Here is a 13,209-nt window from a genome sequence, read left to right as displayed (position 1 = left end):
GTGGCCCGCCGCACGCGCGGCGGGCCACAGCCCTTTTCTCGATCCCCTTAAACCCGCTTTGTCGCATATAGGGTCATCTCTAGGGTTGCATCCCATTTGCGGCGGTAGGGAGACAGTCGAGATTTCTTCTCCGCACGGAGGCGGAGCACAGCCACGACACATGGGGGATCTTCCATGCATCGCACACCGCATCTGCTCCTGGCCGCGGTCCTGGGCGCGGGGGCGCTCGCCGCCGGAGGCGCCCCGGCGGCGGCCTCGCCGGAACCGCCCGACCTCCCCGACCTGCCCGCTCCGACCGGCCCGACGGGCCGGGGCCCCGCACCGGACGACACCGTCGACGGCCCTCCCGGCCCGACCGGCACCGCCGAGCAGGGGTCTCCCGATCCGACCGGCACGGCCTCCCCCGGAGCGGGCGGCGCCTCGGCCCGGGCCGACGTCAAGGACGCCGACGGCAGGTCCGTCGGCACCTTCAGCGTCGAGGAGGAGGACGGCAGGTCCGTGGTGACGGTCACCGTCAAGGGGCTGCCGGGCGGATTCCACGGCTTCCACCTCCACGGCAAGGGGGTCTGCAGCGCCGAGTCGACCGATCCCGTCACCGGCGGCCCGTTCTCCAGCGCGGGCACGCACCTCAGCCTGGAGGAGGCCTCCCACCCCGACCACACCGGTGACATGCCCGACCTCCTGGTCGGCCGGGACGGCACGGGCGCCGCCTCCTTCGTCACCGACCGCTTCCAGGTGCGGCAGCTCTTCGACGGTGACGGCACCGCCGTCATCGTCCACGCCCAGCCGGACAACCAGGCCAACATCCCCGACCGCTACAGCCACCCGGAGGCCACGGCCAGTCCCGGTGCCGGCGCCATGACGAAAGGCCCCGACGCCGCGACCCTGAGGGGCGGCGACTCCGGCCAGCACATCGCCTGCGGCGTGCTCACCGAACGCTGACCCCGAGCGCCGACCGCTCCCACCGCACCGGGCGCACCGGGCCAGGCGTCACCGCTTCAGGTACGCCCGGCCCGGCGTCAGCGCGCGGCCGTACAGCTCCGAGAGCGTCACGAACGTGTAGCCCCTGGCCGCGAGGTCCTTCAGCAGGGCGGGGACGGTCTCCACCGTCACGCGGTGGATGTCGTGCATCAGCACGATGGAGCCCGGCTCCGCGCCGCCCGCGCGACGCAGCAGGGCCGCGCCGTCGCGCTCCAGCCAGTCGAGGGTGTCGACGTTCCACAGGATCTGGGCCAGCCCCTCACGGCGGCTCGCCGAGGCGACCCCGGGGCCGGTGGCGCCGTACGGCGGGCGCATGAAGGCCATCCGCACCCCGGTGACCCGCCGCACCGCCTCCTGGGTACGGCGCAGCTCCTCCTCGACGCCGTCCTCCGGCAGCCCGGTGAGATCGGCGTGGCTCCAGGAGTGGTTGCCCAGTTCGTGCCCCTCGGTCACCATGCGGCGCAGGTCCGCGCCGTCGCCGTCGGCCACCATCCGCCCGATCACGAAGAAGGTCGCCCTGGCCCGGTGGGCGGCGAGGGTGTCGAGCAGCGGCCCGGTGTACTCGCCCGGCCCGTCGTCGAAGGTGAGCGCCACGCACCTGGTCCTGGCGCAGTCCACCTTCCGGGCGGCGGGCGGGACGGGGAACCGGGCCGCCGGCCACTGCGGCTGGATCTCGGCGAGGTCCCTGGCGAGGGTCTCCGGATCCGGCGGAAGCGGGACCGGCGATCCGATCCCGAGCAGCAGGGCGAGAGGCGCCGTCCACAGTCGCATGAGTCCCCCCGAAGCACCGCGGAGGTCAGCGGCGGTCCTCCACCGCCTCCTCCCGCAAGATCTTGGCCAGGTCCTCCCACCAGAGTGGGACGTCGGTCTGCAGCTCGGCGTATCGGCGTGCTATCCGAATGGCACATCCAGTGGGATCTGTACCCAGATGGCGACGCTTCACCGATCCTTCCTGCCACCGGTAGAAACCATCACGGAAGCGCACCACCAGGCCGACCCAGACGGAGAGGGTGACCCCGTCCCCGAGCTCGCAGGCGCCGGTGATCCCCAGCCCTTCCAGCTCCGCCCGCAGGGCGGCCGTCGCGCCGTCCCGCCCGCTCACGCCGTTCCTCCGGCGGACGCCGGCGGCAGCCGGCGGCGGGCGGGGAGCGAGCCGGGCACACCCATCCGGAACATCCGAAGTCGCATTCTGCAATCATGCGGCTTCACACCGTCGCCGTGAAGCCCTTCGGCGTTATCGGTCGGGCGTCTCGCGCGGTTCCGTCACGACCATCACGAAGCGGAGCGGGCCCTCGCCCTCGTTGGCGTACCTGTGCGGGCGGTCCGCGCTGAACACGACGGCCCCGTCGGCGCCGACGACGTGGCTGCGGCCGTACACGGTGAGGGTCAGCTCGCCCTCGAGCACCGTCAGCATCTCCCGGGTCCCCGGCGGATGGGCGTCGCCGTCGTGGTGGTCGCCGGGGGCCAGCCGCCAGTCCCACAGCTCCAGGATGGCGGGGGCGTCGGTGCCGACCAGCAGCCGGGCCGCGCTCGCCCGGCCGTGCGTGAAGGTGACCACGTCGGCCGCGTGCACGACGCGGACCACGGGCGTGTCGGAGACCTCGACCATCCGCGCGACCGTCACCCCGAGCGCGTCGGCGATCCGGGTCAGCGTGTTGATGCTGGGGTTGGTCCTGCCCTGCTCGACCTGGACCAGCATGCCCCGGCTGACCCCCGACCGCGCGGCGAGCTCGTCGAGCGTCATCTGCCGGTGCGCCCGCTGGGCGCGCACGTTGTTGGCGATGGCGGCGGTGATCGTCTCCGGGTCCATGAGTGCAGTGTAGTGAACTTCACGTACACTCCACTGCTCTCAATGTGCTGTACTAACAGTGCAATCCAATGGACTGAGGTGAATGATGACAGCGGTGGTCCTGGCCACGGCCTGCGCCCTGGTGTACGGCACGGCGGACTTCTTCGGCGGGCTCGCCACCCGGCGCTCCCGGGTGCTCGCGGTGGTCGTGCTCTCCCAGCTGGCGGGCCTGGCCCTGGTCGCGGCGCTGCTGCCGTTCCTGCCGGGCGCGCCCAGCGCCGCGGCCCTCGCCTGGGGCATGGCGGCCGGAGTGGCCGGAGCCGCCGCGCTGGTGCTGTTCTACCGCGCCCTGGCCACCGGCGTGATGTCCGTGGTCGCGCCGGTCACCGCGGCGACCTCGGCGACGCTCCCGGTGCTGTACGGCCTGGCGACCGGCGAGCGCCCGCAGCCGGTCGCGCTGGGCGGCATCGCGCTGGCCCTGGTGGCGGTGGTCCTGGTCAGCCGGGACTCCTCCCCCGCCTCGGCGGGCCGCGCCTACGGCCCGGTCCTGGCCGCGCTGGGTTCCGGCGCGGGCTTCGGCTGCTTCTTCATCCTGCTCGCCCGCAGCCCGGGAGACGGCGGCATGTGGCCGCTGTTCGGCGCGCGGCTGGCCTCGGTGGCGCTCATCGTCCTGCTGGCCGTGGCCACCCGCCGCACCCTGCGCCCCGGGAACGGCGGCGCGCTGCGGATCATCGTGGTGGCCGGGGCGCTGGACATGGCGGCCAACGTCCTGTTCGTGCTGGCCGAGCAGCGCGGCATGATCGCCCTCGTCGGCGTGCTGGCCTCGCTGTACCCGGCGAGCACGCTGGTGCTGGCGCGCTACGTGCTCGGCGAACGGCTCAACGGGGTCCAGCTGACGGGGATCGGAGCCACGCTCGCCGCGGTCGCGCTGATCGCCGCGGGCTGACCCGGCCGTGCCGGATGCCGCGGGACGGCCGCGCCCGCCGATCACCGCGGGACGACCCCCCGTCGCCCCGCCGGCCCCGGAGGACCGCCGGCTAGGCGGCCTGGCGCTGCTCCGGAAGCCGGAGCGCGCCCTCCTCGTGGGCGTAGTCCTGCAGCATGGTGCGGAGCTGGCGGCGGCCGCGGTGCAGCCGGGACATGACCGTGCCGATGGGGGTGCCCATCCGCTCGGCGATCTCCTTGTAGGCGAAGCCCTCGACGTCGGCGAGGTAGACGGCCACCCGGAAGTCCTCCGGCAGGGCGCGCAGGGCGTTCATCACCGCGTTGTCGGGAAGCTGCTCCAGGGCCTCGGTCTCGGCCGACTTGAGGCCGGTGGAGGTGTGGGACTCGGCGGCGGCCAGCTGCCAGTCCTCGATCTCCTCGGTGGCCGAGAGCTTCGGCGAGCGCTGCTTCTTGCGGTAGTCGTTGATGAAGTTGTTGGTGAGGATCCGGTGCAGCCACGCCTTGAGGTTGGTGCCCTCGCGGAACTGGTGGTAGGAGGTGAACGCCTTGGTGACGGTCTCCTGCACCAGGTCCTCGGCATCGGCGGAGTTGCGGGTCAGGCGCATGGCGGATGCGTAGAGCTGCCCGGTCACCGGCACGACGTCGCGTTCGAACCAGTCCTGCCGCTGCTCGTCGGTTATCGAGATCATGTCATCCCCCTTGTGTTCTTCCCCCCATGACCGCCTGCCCCGGATGCGGCACAGTCTTCCCGACGGTCCGGCTCATGGTCCCATCGGCTCCGTAAGAGGGCCGTTAAGGATTCCGCACGGTCGAAAGGTCGATGGGTGCCCGTGCCGTGGGCGGACGCGACACGCCCTACAGTCGGACAGGTATCGTTATCGTAACATCCTTCACTCGACTTGACAGAGAATGTGTCTGGTATCACATAACACCTGGTAGGGCTACCTTTGGGGGCATGCGATACGTGGACCGACACGACCCCGAGACCCGCTCCTGGGTGGCCGAGGCCATCCGCCTCGTCGAGGCCGACGCCAACCGTAGCTGCGACACTCATCTCCACGTCTTTCCGCTTCCCGCGCATTGGGGAGTAAACCTCTACCTGAAAGACGAGTCCGTCCACCCCACCGGTTCACTCAAGCACCGCCTGGCACGCTCGTTGTTCCTGTACGGCCTGGCCGGCGGCTGGATCGGTCCCTCCACCACGGTCGTGGAGGCCTCCAGCGGGTCGACCGCGGTGAGCGAGGCCTACTTCGCCCGCCTGCTCGGCCTGCCGTTCATCGCGGTGATGCCCGCCTCCACCTCGCCCGAGAAGATCGCCCTGATCGAGTTCCACGGCGGCAAGTGCCACCTGGTGGACGATCCCGGGACGATCTACTCCGAGTCCCGGCGGCTGGCCGCCGAGACCGGCGGCCACTTCATGGACCAGTTCACCTACGCCGAGCGGGCCACCGACTGGCGCGGCAACAACAACATCGCCGAGAGCATCTTCCACCAGATGGCGATGGAGCCCCACCCCGAGCCCGCCTGGATCGTGGTCGGCGCCGGGACCGGCGGCACCTCCTCCACGATCGGCCGCTACATCCGCTACCGCCGCCACGCCACCCGGCTGGCCGTGGTGGACCCCGAGGGCTCGGCCTTCTATCCCTCCTGGTGCTCCGGCGACCCCGGGGTCACCGCCCCCGGCTCCATCATCGAGGGCATCGGCCGTCCCCGGGTCGAGCCGTCCTTCATGCCCGCCGTGATCGACCGCATGATCCAGGTCCCCGACGCCCGGTCCGTCGCCGCCATGCGCTGGGTCCGCGAGGTCACCGGCCGGGACGTCGGCGGCTCCACCGGGACCAACGTGGCGGCGGCCGTACAGCTCATCCGGGAGATGCGCGAGGCGGGCGAGCGGGGCAGCGTGGTGACGCTGATCTGCGACGGCGGCGAGCGCTACCGCGGCACCTACGCCGACGACGCCTGGCTGGCCGGCCGCGGCCTGGACATCACCCCGCACCTGGCGGAGTTCCGCGCCTTCCTCTCCGGGTCCTGAAGGTCTCCCGGGGGTCGCCCTCCGGGAAGGCCTCCCGAGGTCATCCCGCCTCCCGGCGGGAGACCCCCAAGAGGCCGCTTCTCCGGTGAGGCCGCCGCTGCAGTCGTCCCGCCCGGAGGCGGGACGGCCTGCCTGCCATAGGGTGAACACCGCGTGGATGGATCTTGGAGTGGCCGAGAGAGAGGGTGCGCGACATGTCACATGATCGTCCCGGACGGACCGGGAACGCCGACGTCGATCGGCTGCTCGACGATTTCGGCGCGGTCTCCCGGCACTACGAGAAGATCTACGAGGAGCTCGCCGACCTGCGGGGACGCGGCGAGGCCGCCGACGGCCTGGTGCGGGTCGAGGTCGCCCCGGGCGGCGCGCTGCTCGGCGTGGACATCGACCCGCGGGCCATGCGCCTGGGCTCCGCGGCGCTGGCCGAGGCCATCATGGAGGCCTCCGCCGCCGCCACCGAGCGGGCCACGAACCGGATGACCGAGGTGCTCGGACCCGTCATCGGCCGGGCGAACGAGTTCAGCGAGTCGCTCCAGGGCAGGCTGCCGCGCATGGACGTCGACTCCTCGATCACGTCCGACCCGCGCGTCTCCGAAGCGCTGCGCAACCTGCAGGATCTACGCGACAGATACGGGAGCTGACCTCCGCGGAGGCCGGGCGGGGCGCGCAGCCTCCGCCCGGCCGCGGATCAGATGCGGCTCCAGCCCTCACTGCCGGACTGCGGCACGCTGCGGCGCCGGATGTCGTCGAAGTCCGTCCGGCCGTCGGTGCCGTCGCTGTCCAGGTTGGCCTGCGGGAGCGGGAACTGGTTGTCCGCGCTCATCAGCGCCGACAGGTTGCCGAGGCTGAAGATGAGCGCCGCCGTCGCGCCGACGACCGCGTTGACCGCCGTGCCCATGAGGATGAGGCCGGAGGAGTCCTTCGTGGCCTCGGCCATGGTCTGGATCGCCCGCCCCTTCGCCACCAGCGCGACGCCGGCGGGGGTGGGGTTGGCCGCCCCCAGGGCCTGCATGCGGCTCCCGATCAGCTGCATGATCTCCGAGGTGATGATGACGCCCAGCAGGGCGTTGATGACCGTCCCGGCGTTGTCGACGATCTTGTGGATCTCCGACTGGGCGTTCTGCACGGAGGTGGCCATCTGCGCGGCGGCGTTCTCCGTCTGGATGACCTCGTGGAAGACCACCGCCATGAAGCGGTCGAACGCCCTGCGGTCGGCCCCCTCGGGCCAGGCGTCCTGGACCGCCTTGAGCTTGGTGTCCCACTCCCGCATCCGCAGGTGCATCAGCTTGAGGTTGACCGTGCGCCAGTCGTTCCACACCTTGGTGATCTGCTCGTCGCCCCACGGCTGGGCGAGCAGCCAGACGGCTCCCGCACCCGCCGCCGGCTTGGCGAGCTTGCCCGCAAGCTGGATCTTGGCCATGGTCGACGCCCAGGCCGGCCCGTAGGTGCCCAGCGCCTTCATCCCGGCGATGACCGCAGTCTGGCCGATCAGGCCGGCGAGCGGCTCTTCTCCCGCCATGGATCCCTCCCCCGTCAGTGTTCTCCGCCTGCCGTCCGCAGCCGCGCTAGTCCGTCAGTCCCTGGTCCTTCTTGCGGGCCTCCGCCAGGTCCGCCTGGTCCTGGCGGAGCTTCGCCTGGAGATCGGCCACCTTCTGGACCTTGTTCTCCACGTCGGCGGCGGCCTGCAGGGCGGCGAGCTCGGCCGCCCGGTAGTGGGCCACCACGCTGAGCAGGCCCGCGTGGACGCCGTTGAGGCACGCGACGAAGTCCTTCAGCTGCCGGGCCTGGTACTCGCGGGCGGGGGTGTAGTTGCCGGCGACCGTGGCCGCGCCGATGGCGCCCCACTGGTAGGCGCTCAGGTGGGTCCCGTCGGCCAGCGTGCTGGCGTCCTCCGCGAGGGGCAGCAGCGTGGCGATCAGCTCGTCCGTCGCGCTCCTCAGCTTCTCCGCGTCGACCTCGACCATCCGCGTCAGCCTCCCGTCCTCGTCACGACGCCCGTGAACGGGAAGTTAATCAAGAGCAGACGGGAGAAGGCCACCCTTTTGCGATCTTTAATACGGAAAAGCCCGGCACCTGAACGGTGCCGGGCCCGCCCGGAGAGCGCGGTCAGCCGGCCTTGGCCGGGTCGACCTCGAAGATCTTCGCCAGGTCGTCGAGGACGACGTGGGCGCCCTGGAGGCCGACGGCCGCCATCCAGGTGGTGTCGTCGACCACGTGCTGCTCGCCCTTGAGCTTGCCCCAGAGCGGGTTGGTCTGGAACTTCTTCTGGATCGCCTGGACCTCCGGGTCCGGGTAGGAGACGACGAAGATGTGGTCGGCGTCGAGCTGCGGGATGTTCTCCTCGCTGATCGGCACCATGATCGTCTCAGTGGTCGTCGGCTGGCCCTCGGGGCGCGGGAAGCCGACGTCCTTCAGCACCAGGCCGGAGTAGGAGTTCTCCACGTACAGGCGGACGGTCGGCTCACCGGCGAAGCGGGCGACGGACACCGTGGGCATCTCCCCCTCCTTGGCCTTGATGGACTCGCCGATCTTGGCCGCGCGGTCCTCGTAGGCCTTGATCCGCTCGTCGGCGAGGGCCTCCTTGCCCAGGGCCCGGCCCATCAGCCGGAGGTTGTCCTTCCAGATGGCGCCGGTGGTCTCGCTGAACACCGTCGGCGCGATCTGGGTGAGCTTGTCGTACAGCGCCTCGTGGCGGATCTTCGCCGAGACGATCAGGTCGGGCTTGAGCGCGATGATCTGCTCCAGGCTCGGCGCCTCCAGGGTGCCGACCGGCTTGATGTTCTGCGCCTGGTCCATGACCGGGGCCAGGTAGTCGGGGAGTTTCTCGTCGATGCCCCGGTAGACGGTGTAGCCGACGACCTCGGTGTCCAGCGTGAGCACCGCGTCGACGAAGCTCTGGTCGAGCGCGACGACGCGCTTGGGCTGCGCCGGGATCTCGGTCTCGCCCATGGCGTGCTTCACCGTCCGCGGATAGGACGCGCCGTCGGCCGCGGGCGCCGAGGGCGCCGCGGTGGCCGTGCCGCCCGCCGTACCGGAGGTGTCCGACCCGCAGGCCGCCAGTCCGAGAGCCAGTACGGCTCCCGCCACACTCACGGTCAGCGTACGTAGCGCTCTCATCCGAAGATCCTCTCAGGCAGGTAAGGCTAACCTCATTTAGCTTAGCCATGCCTAAACTGGCATACTCGGAGCGGTTCCGGCAAACGACCGGCGGACGAGAGGGGTGCGGGTGAGCACAGCGGTAGCCGCGGCGCGGCCGCCGTCGCCCGGTCGCGCACGGATGCTCCAGGCCCGCCGGGGACGCCTCCTGCTCGTCCTGGCCGGGCTGTCCGCCGCGCTCGTCGCGGCGGCCGTGCTGAGCATCGCGATCGGCGCGAAGTCCGTCCCGCTCACCGGCGTCTGGCACGGGCTCACCGGGCCGACCGGCACCGAGAGCGACATCATCGTCCGCTCGCTGCGGGTGCCCAGGACGGCGCTCGGCGTCCTGGCCGGGGTCGCGCTCGGCGTCGCGGGCGCGCTCATGCAGGGCCACACCCGCAACCCCCTGGCCGACCCCGGGCTGCTCGGCGTCACCCAGGGGGCTGCGTTCGCGATGGTGCTGAGCATCATGGTCCTGGGCGTCACCAGCCTCCACTCCTACGTCTGGTTCGGCATGGCGGGCGCCCTGGCCGCCAGCGTGGGCGTCTTCGCGCTCGGCATGGTCGGCGGGCGCGGCGGGCCCACCCCGGTCACCCTCGCCCTGGCCGGCACCGCGGTCAGCGCCTTCCTCTACGGCCTCACCTCGGCCCTCGTGCTCGCCGACGACCAGGCCATGGACGTCTTCCGGTTCTGGCAGACGGGCTCCATCGCCGCGCGCGGCGCCGAGACCGCCTGGCAGGTGCTGCCGTTCATCGCCGCCGGCCTGGTCCTGGCCCTCGTCAACGCCCCCGGTCTCAACGCGCTCTCCCTGGGCGAGGACGTCGCCCGCTCCCTCGGTCAGAACGTCGCGCTGACCCGCACGGTCGGCGTCGCCGCGGTCACCCTGCTCACCGGCGGCGCGGTGGCGGCCTGCGGCTCGCTCGCCTTCGTCGGCCTGATGGTCCCGCACCTGGTCCGTCCCCTGTCCGGCCCGGACCACCGCTGGCTCCTGCCGTACTCCGGGCTGGCCGGCGCGACCGCGCTCCTGCTGGCCGACGTGGTCGGCCGGGTCGTCGCCCGCCCCGGCGAGCTGGAGGTCGGCGTCGTGCTCGCGCTGATCGGCGCGCCGTTCTTCGTCGCCCTCGTCCGCCGCAGGAAGCCGGTGCGCCTGTGACCCTCCTCCCCGGCGGCGCCGGCGCCCGTCCCGAAGACCCTCCCGGCCGCCTCGCCGAAGACCCCGCCGGCGGCCCTCTCCGCGGCGCCGAGGCGTCCCCCGCCCGCCTGCGGCTCCCGCACGAGCGGCCGGTCCGCCTCGGTCCCGCCTCGTGGCTGCTCCGCCTGCGCTCGGCGGCCGTCTGCCTGGTCCTGCTGGCCGCCGCGCTGCTGCTGATGGGGCTCGGCATGCGCATCGGCGACCTGCCGATGACGGTGCCCGAGGTGTTCCAGGCGATCACCGGCGACGGGCCGAACCACTTCGTGGTGATGGAGCTCCGGCTCCCCCGCGCGCTCACCGGCGCGCTGGCCGGCACGGCGTTCGCGCTGTCCGGCGCGATCACCCAGGCCGTCGCCCGCAACCCGCTGGCCAGTCCCGACATCCTCGGCGTCACCACCGGCGCCAGCGTGGCCGTGGTCGCGGCCATCGTGGCCGCGGGCAGCACCGCCGGCGGCCCCAGCGGCGCCCTGGTCACCTTCGGCATCCCGGCCCTGGCCCTGGCGGGCGGGCTGGCCGGCGCGCTGGCCGTCTACCTGCTGGCCTGGCGGGGCGGGCTGGACGGCTACCGCCTGGTCCTGGTCGGCATCGGCGTCACCGCCGTGTTCGGCAACGTCAAGTACTGGCTGCTGACCGTCGGCGACGTCAACGACAGCAGCCGCGCCATGGTCTGGATCAGCGGCTCGCTGCACGGCCGGGGCTGGGAGCACGTCCACCCGGTCGCGCTCGCGCTGGCCGTGCTCGTCCCGCTGACGCTGCTGGGCACCCGCTCGCTCGGCGCGCTGCGCTTCGGCGACGACACGGTGACCGGGCTGGGCGTGCGGATGAACCTCGCGCGCGGCCTGATGATCCTCGCCGCCGTGCTGCTCGCCGCGGTCGCCACGGCCTCCGCCGGGCCCGTCGCCTTCGTCGCGCTGGCCGCCCCGCAGATCGCACTCCGCCTGGCCGGTACGGCCCAGCCCCCGCTGGTGGTCTCCGCGCTGACCGGCGCCGTCCTCACCACCGCCGCCGACCTGGTCGCGCGGACCGCGTTCAGCCCCGTCGAACTGCCGGTGGGCGTGGTCACCGCGGTCCTCGGCGCCCCCTATCTGATCTATCTCCTCGTCCGCGTGCGCAGAGAGGCCCGTTCATGAGACTTCAAGCCGTCGACGTCAGGCTGGGATACGGCGATCGCGTCATCGTCGACGGCCTCGACCTGGGCATCGAGACCGGCACGGTGACCACGATCATCGGCCCCAACGGGTGCGGGAAATCCACGCTGCTCCGTGCGCTGGGGCGGTTGCTCAAGCCCTCTGGCGGCGAGGTGCTGCTGGACGGCAAGCGCATCGACCGCATGCCCACCAAGGAGGTCGCCAAGGTCCTGGGCGTGCTCCCGCAGGCGCCGACGGCCCCCGAGGGGCTGACCGTGGCCGACCTGGTGGCCCGGGGGCGGCACCCGCACCAGACCTGGTACCGGCAGTGGTCGTCCGACGACGAGTCCGCGGTGAGCGAGGCGCTGTCCATGACGGGCCTGCTCGACCTGGGCGAGCGCCCGCTGGACGAGCTCTCCGGCGGCCAGCGCCAGCGCGCCTGGATCTCCATGGCGCTCGCGCAGGGCACCGACCTGCTCCTGCTCGACGAGCCGACGACCTTCCTGGACCTGGCGCACCAGATCGAGGTGCTGGAGCTCGTCCGCAGGCTCCACGGCGAGCTGGGCCGTACCGTCGTGATGGTCCTGCACGACCTCAACCTGGCCGCCCGCTACGCCGACCGGCTGGTCGCCATGCGCGACGGCAGGGTCATCGCCGCGGGCACCCCGGCGGAGGTGCTCACCGAGTCGCTGCTCTCGGAGGTCTTCGACCTCGACGCCAAGGTCATCGAGGACCCGGTCGCGGGCACCCCGCTGGTCATCCCCATCGGGGTGCGCCAGCCGGCGGCCCGGAGCTGACCCCCCGGGCCCCGGTCTCCGCCGGCCCTCTCGGAACGGCGGGTCCGGGCCCGGCCCGGACGCTCCCCGGGGACACGCCGAAGGCCCGTTTGAACGCCCGGCAGAACGCCGCCTCGGACCGGTAGCCGAACCGGCGGGCGACGGCCGAGAGCGGCTCCGTCGTCCGCCGGAGGTGTTCGCGGGCCAGCTGCATGCGCCATCGCGTGAGGTAGTGCACGGCGGACTCGCCGACCAGGCCGGTGAACCTCGCGGAGAAGGCCGAGCGTGACATGCCGGCCTCCCCGGCGAGGGCGGCGAGGTCCCACTCCCGCTCGGGCTCGCGGTGGATCAGCAGGAGCGCCCGGCCCACCTGCTCGTCCCGCAGGGCGGCCAGCCAGCCCCGCTTCGCCTCGGGCGCCGCGTCGAGCCAGGCGCGGATCGCCTGGACGACGAGGACGTCGGCGAGCCGGGTGATGACGGTCTCCCCGCCCGGCCGCAGCGCCAGGGCCTCCCGGGAGATGAGGTGGAGCGTGCCCGCCAGCCAGCCGGCGGCGGCGTCGTCCCAGGCGCCGAGGTGCAGGACGCCGGGGAGCTGCGCGACGAGGCGCCGGGCCACCGCGTGGTCGGGCCGGACCACCGCGCAGGTGACGTGCGTGAACTCCCCGCCTCCGCCGTGACGCATGATCTCGTACCGCTCGCTGACCTGCTCGACCGGAATCTCGAAGAGCGGTTCCGTCCGGGCCTCGGGACCGCTCCGCAACCGGTGCGGGAGGCCGTGCGGGACCAGGGTGAGACTGCCCTGCCGGAGCGGGCGCGGCTCGTCCCCGTCGGTCTCGAGCAGGCATCCGCCCTCGGTCACGACGTACAGCATCATGAGCCCTTCGAGGCGCGGCACGTGGACGCCCCAGGGGGCGGTGAGCTCGGCGCGGCAGTAGAGGGCCCCCGTGAGCCGGAGCAGGTGCAGGGTCTCGCCGAGGGGGTCGGCCGGGGCAGGGAACTCGCGGACGGCGCTCGGCATGGTGCCACGGTGCCATCGATCTGATCGACCGTCCACGAAGCTGGACGAACGGCAAAGAGAACCGGACTTCTCTCCATTGGAAGTCCAGGTGATCCGCTCCAGAGTGGACTCAGCCTCGATCCGGCCCATCGGATCGAATCCCCAATCCGAGGAGCACGCGCCATGCGGCAACGCCCTGCCCCCGTCATCGGCTCGACCGGCGAGACCTGCCACC

The 13,209-nt window shown here is 72.4% G+C and carries 15 protein-coding genes; 7 read left to right on the top strand and 8 right to left on the bottom strand.

The annotated features are described in order from the left end of the window. Positions 1-174: 174 nt before the first annotated feature. On the top strand, positions 175-942 hold the full coding sequence (locus IEZ06_RS22695; protein WP_189238708.1) for a superoxide dismutase family protein: 768 nt from the start codon (positions 175-177) through the stop codon (positions 940-942). 48 nt (positions 943-990) lie between these two features. On the opposite strand, the gene IEZ06_RS22690 is transcribed toward IEZ06_RS22695, so the two are convergent. The 3 genes from IEZ06_RS22690 to IEZ06_RS22680 form a co-directional block, all read right to left on the bottom strand. Beyond that, on the bottom strand, positions 991-1,752 hold the full coding sequence (locus tag IEZ06_RS22690) for a polysaccharide deacetylase family protein (RefSeq protein WP_189238707.1): 762 nt from the start codon (positions 1,750-1,752) through the stop codon (positions 991-993). A gap of 25 nt (positions 1,753-1,777) precedes the next feature. Continuing rightward, complete coding sequence (locus IEZ06_RS22685) at positions 1,778-2,083, bottom strand: hypothetical protein (RefSeq protein ID WP_189238706.1); 306 nt, start codon at positions 2,081-2,083, stop codon at positions 1,778-1,780. A 132-nt stretch (positions 2,084-2,215) separates the two neighbouring features. Then, complete coding sequence (locus IEZ06_RS22680; RefSeq protein ID WP_189238705.1) at positions 2,216-2,791, bottom strand: helix-turn-helix domain-containing protein; 576 nt, start codon at positions 2,789-2,791, stop codon at positions 2,216-2,218. 82 nt (positions 2,792-2,873) lie between these two features. Between IEZ06_RS22680 and IEZ06_RS22675 the strand changes: the two genes are divergently transcribed. Beyond that, entirely contained in the window at positions 2,874-3,716 is an 843-nt protein-coding gene (locus IEZ06_RS22675) for an EamA family transporter (protein WP_229798563.1), read from the top strand. Positions 3,717-3,807: 91 nt separating this feature from the next. On the opposite strand, the gene IEZ06_RS22670 is transcribed toward IEZ06_RS22675, so the two are convergent. Then, positions 3,808-4,404 carry a sigma-70 family RNA polymerase sigma factor gene (locus IEZ06_RS22670; RefSeq protein ID WP_189238704.1) on the bottom strand — a complete coding sequence of 199 codons (597 nt, stop codon included), beginning with the start codon at positions 4,402-4,404 and terminating at the stop codon, positions 3,808-3,810. Positions 4,405-4,670: 266 nt separating this feature from the next. Between IEZ06_RS22670 and IEZ06_RS22665 the strand changes: the two genes are divergently transcribed. Together IEZ06_RS22665 and IEZ06_RS22660 are read left to right on the top strand one after the other, a co-directional pair. Beyond that, a complete protein-coding gene (locus tag IEZ06_RS22665; RefSeq protein WP_189238703.1) occupies positions 4,671-5,747 on the top strand; it encodes a PLP-dependent cysteine synthase family protein in 1,077 nt (358 codons plus the stop codon). 194 nt (positions 5,748-5,941) lie between these two features. Further along, positions 5,942-6,388, top strand: coding sequence for a YbaB/EbfC family nucleoid-associated protein (locus IEZ06_RS22660; protein WP_189238702.1), 447 nt, complete (start codon positions 5,942-5,944; stop codon positions 6,386-6,388). 47 nt (positions 6,389-6,435) lie between these two features. Here IEZ06_RS22660 and IEZ06_RS22655 read toward each other — a convergent pair whose 3' ends face one another. The 3 genes from IEZ06_RS22655 to IEZ06_RS22645 all read right to left on the bottom strand — a co-directional run bounded on the left by IEZ06_RS22655 (position 6,436) and on the right by IEZ06_RS22645 (position 8,864). Beyond that, the gene (locus IEZ06_RS22655; RefSeq protein ID WP_189238701.1) at positions 6,436-7,266 is read right to left on the bottom strand and encodes a hypothetical protein; all 831 of its coding nucleotides are present in this window, start codon (positions 7,264-7,266) and stop codon (positions 6,436-6,438) included. A gap of 46 nt (positions 7,267-7,312) precedes the next feature. After that, complete coding sequence (locus IEZ06_RS22650) at positions 7,313-7,711, bottom strand: hypothetical protein (protein WP_068897560.1); 399 nt, start codon at positions 7,709-7,711, stop codon at positions 7,313-7,315. A gap of 142 nt (positions 7,712-7,853) precedes the next feature. Further along, entirely contained in the window at positions 7,854-8,864 is a 1,011-nt protein-coding gene (locus tag IEZ06_RS22645) for an ABC transporter substrate-binding protein (RefSeq protein WP_189238700.1), read from the bottom strand. A gap of 109 nt (positions 8,865-8,973) precedes the next feature. On the opposite strand from IEZ06_RS22645, the gene IEZ06_RS22640 reads away from it, so the two are divergent. Genes IEZ06_RS22640 through IEZ06_RS22630 form a run of 3 tightly spaced genes read left to right on the top strand, consistent with a single transcriptional unit; the run spans position 8,974 to position 11,998 of the window. Continuing rightward, positions 8,974-10,035, top strand: coding sequence for a FecCD family ABC transporter permease (locus IEZ06_RS22640; RefSeq protein ID WP_203872130.1), 1,062 nt, complete (start codon positions 8,974-8,976; stop codon positions 10,033-10,035). Continuing rightward, positions 10,032-11,204, top strand: a complete 1,173-nt coding sequence (locus tag IEZ06_RS22635) for a FecCD family ABC transporter permease (protein WP_229798562.1) — start codon at positions 10,032-10,034, stop codon at positions 11,202-11,204. Before IEZ06_RS22640 ends, IEZ06_RS22635 begins: the two co-directional genes overlap by 4 nt. Continuing rightward, positions 11,201-11,998 (top strand): ABC transporter ATP-binding protein, encoded by a 798-nt coding sequence (locus tag IEZ06_RS22630; RefSeq protein ID WP_189238699.1) that lies wholly within the window; start codon positions 11,201-11,203, stop codon positions 11,996-11,998. Before IEZ06_RS22635 ends, IEZ06_RS22630 begins: the two co-directional genes overlap by 4 nt. On the opposite strand, the gene IEZ06_RS22625 is transcribed toward IEZ06_RS22630, so the two are convergent. Then, positions 11,958-12,995 carry an AraC family transcriptional regulator gene (locus IEZ06_RS22625; protein WP_189238698.1) on the bottom strand — a complete coding sequence of 346 codons (1,038 nt, stop codon included), beginning with the start codon at positions 12,993-12,995 and terminating at the stop codon, positions 11,958-11,960. The two genes, IEZ06_RS22630 and IEZ06_RS22625, sit on opposite strands and share 41 nt — an antisense overlap. Positions 12,996-13,209 lie beyond the last annotated feature (214 nt).

This window comes from Planomonospora antibiotica (assembly GCF_014647955.1).
Lineage (GTDB): Bacteria > Actinomycetota > Actinomycetes > Streptosporangiales > Streptosporangiaceae > Planomonospora > Planomonospora parontospora.
Note: the sequence above shows the minus strand (reverse complement) of the source record. Positions and strands in the feature narration are given on the sequence as shown.

Bases quoted from the DNA above. Each gene is read 5' to 3' on its own strand.
- IEZ06_RS22650 (WP_068897560.1), bottom strand. From the start codon at position 7,711: ATGGTCGAGGTCGACGCGGAGAAGCTGAGGAGCGCGACGGACGAGCTG.
- IEZ06_RS22680 (WP_189238705.1), bottom strand. From the start codon at position 2,791: ATGGACCCGGAGACGATCACCGCCGCCATCGCCAACAACGTGCGCGCC.
- IEZ06_RS22665 (WP_189238703.1), top strand. From the start codon at position 4,671: ATGCGATACGTGGACCGACACGACCCCGAGACCCGCTCCTGGGTGGCC.
- IEZ06_RS22645 (WP_189238700.1), bottom strand. From the start codon at position 8,864: ATGAGAGCGCTACGTACGCTGACCGTGAGTGTGGCGGGAGCCGTACTG.
- IEZ06_RS22670 (WP_189238704.1), bottom strand. From the start codon at position 4,404: ATGATCTCGATAACCGACGAGCAGCGGCAGGACTGGTTCGAACGCGAC.
- IEZ06_RS22695 (WP_189238708.1), top strand. From the start codon at position 175: ATGCATCGCACACCGCATCTGCTCCTGGCCGCGGTCCTGGGCGCGGGG.
- IEZ06_RS22630 (WP_189238699.1), top strand. From the start codon at position 11,201: ATGAGACTTCAAGCCGTCGACGTCAGGCTGGGATACGGCGATCGCGTC.
- IEZ06_RS22625 (WP_189238698.1), bottom strand. From the start codon at position 12,995: ATGCCGAGCGCCGTCCGCGAGTTCCCTGCCCCGGCCGACCCCCTCGGC.
- IEZ06_RS22690 (WP_189238707.1), bottom strand. From the start codon at position 1,752: ATGCGACTGTGGACGGCGCCTCTCGCCCTGCTGCTCGGGATCGGATCG.
- IEZ06_RS22675 (WP_229798563.1), top strand. From the start codon at position 2,874: ATGATGACAGCGGTGGTCCTGGCCACGGCCTGCGCCCTGGTGTACGGC.
- IEZ06_RS22655 (WP_189238701.1), bottom strand. From the start codon at position 7,266: ATGGCGGGAGAAGAGCCGCTCGCCGGCCTGATCGGCCAGACTGCGGTC.
- IEZ06_RS22660 (WP_189238702.1), top strand. From the start codon at position 5,942: ATGTCACATGATCGTCCCGGACGGACCGGGAACGCCGACGTCGATCGG.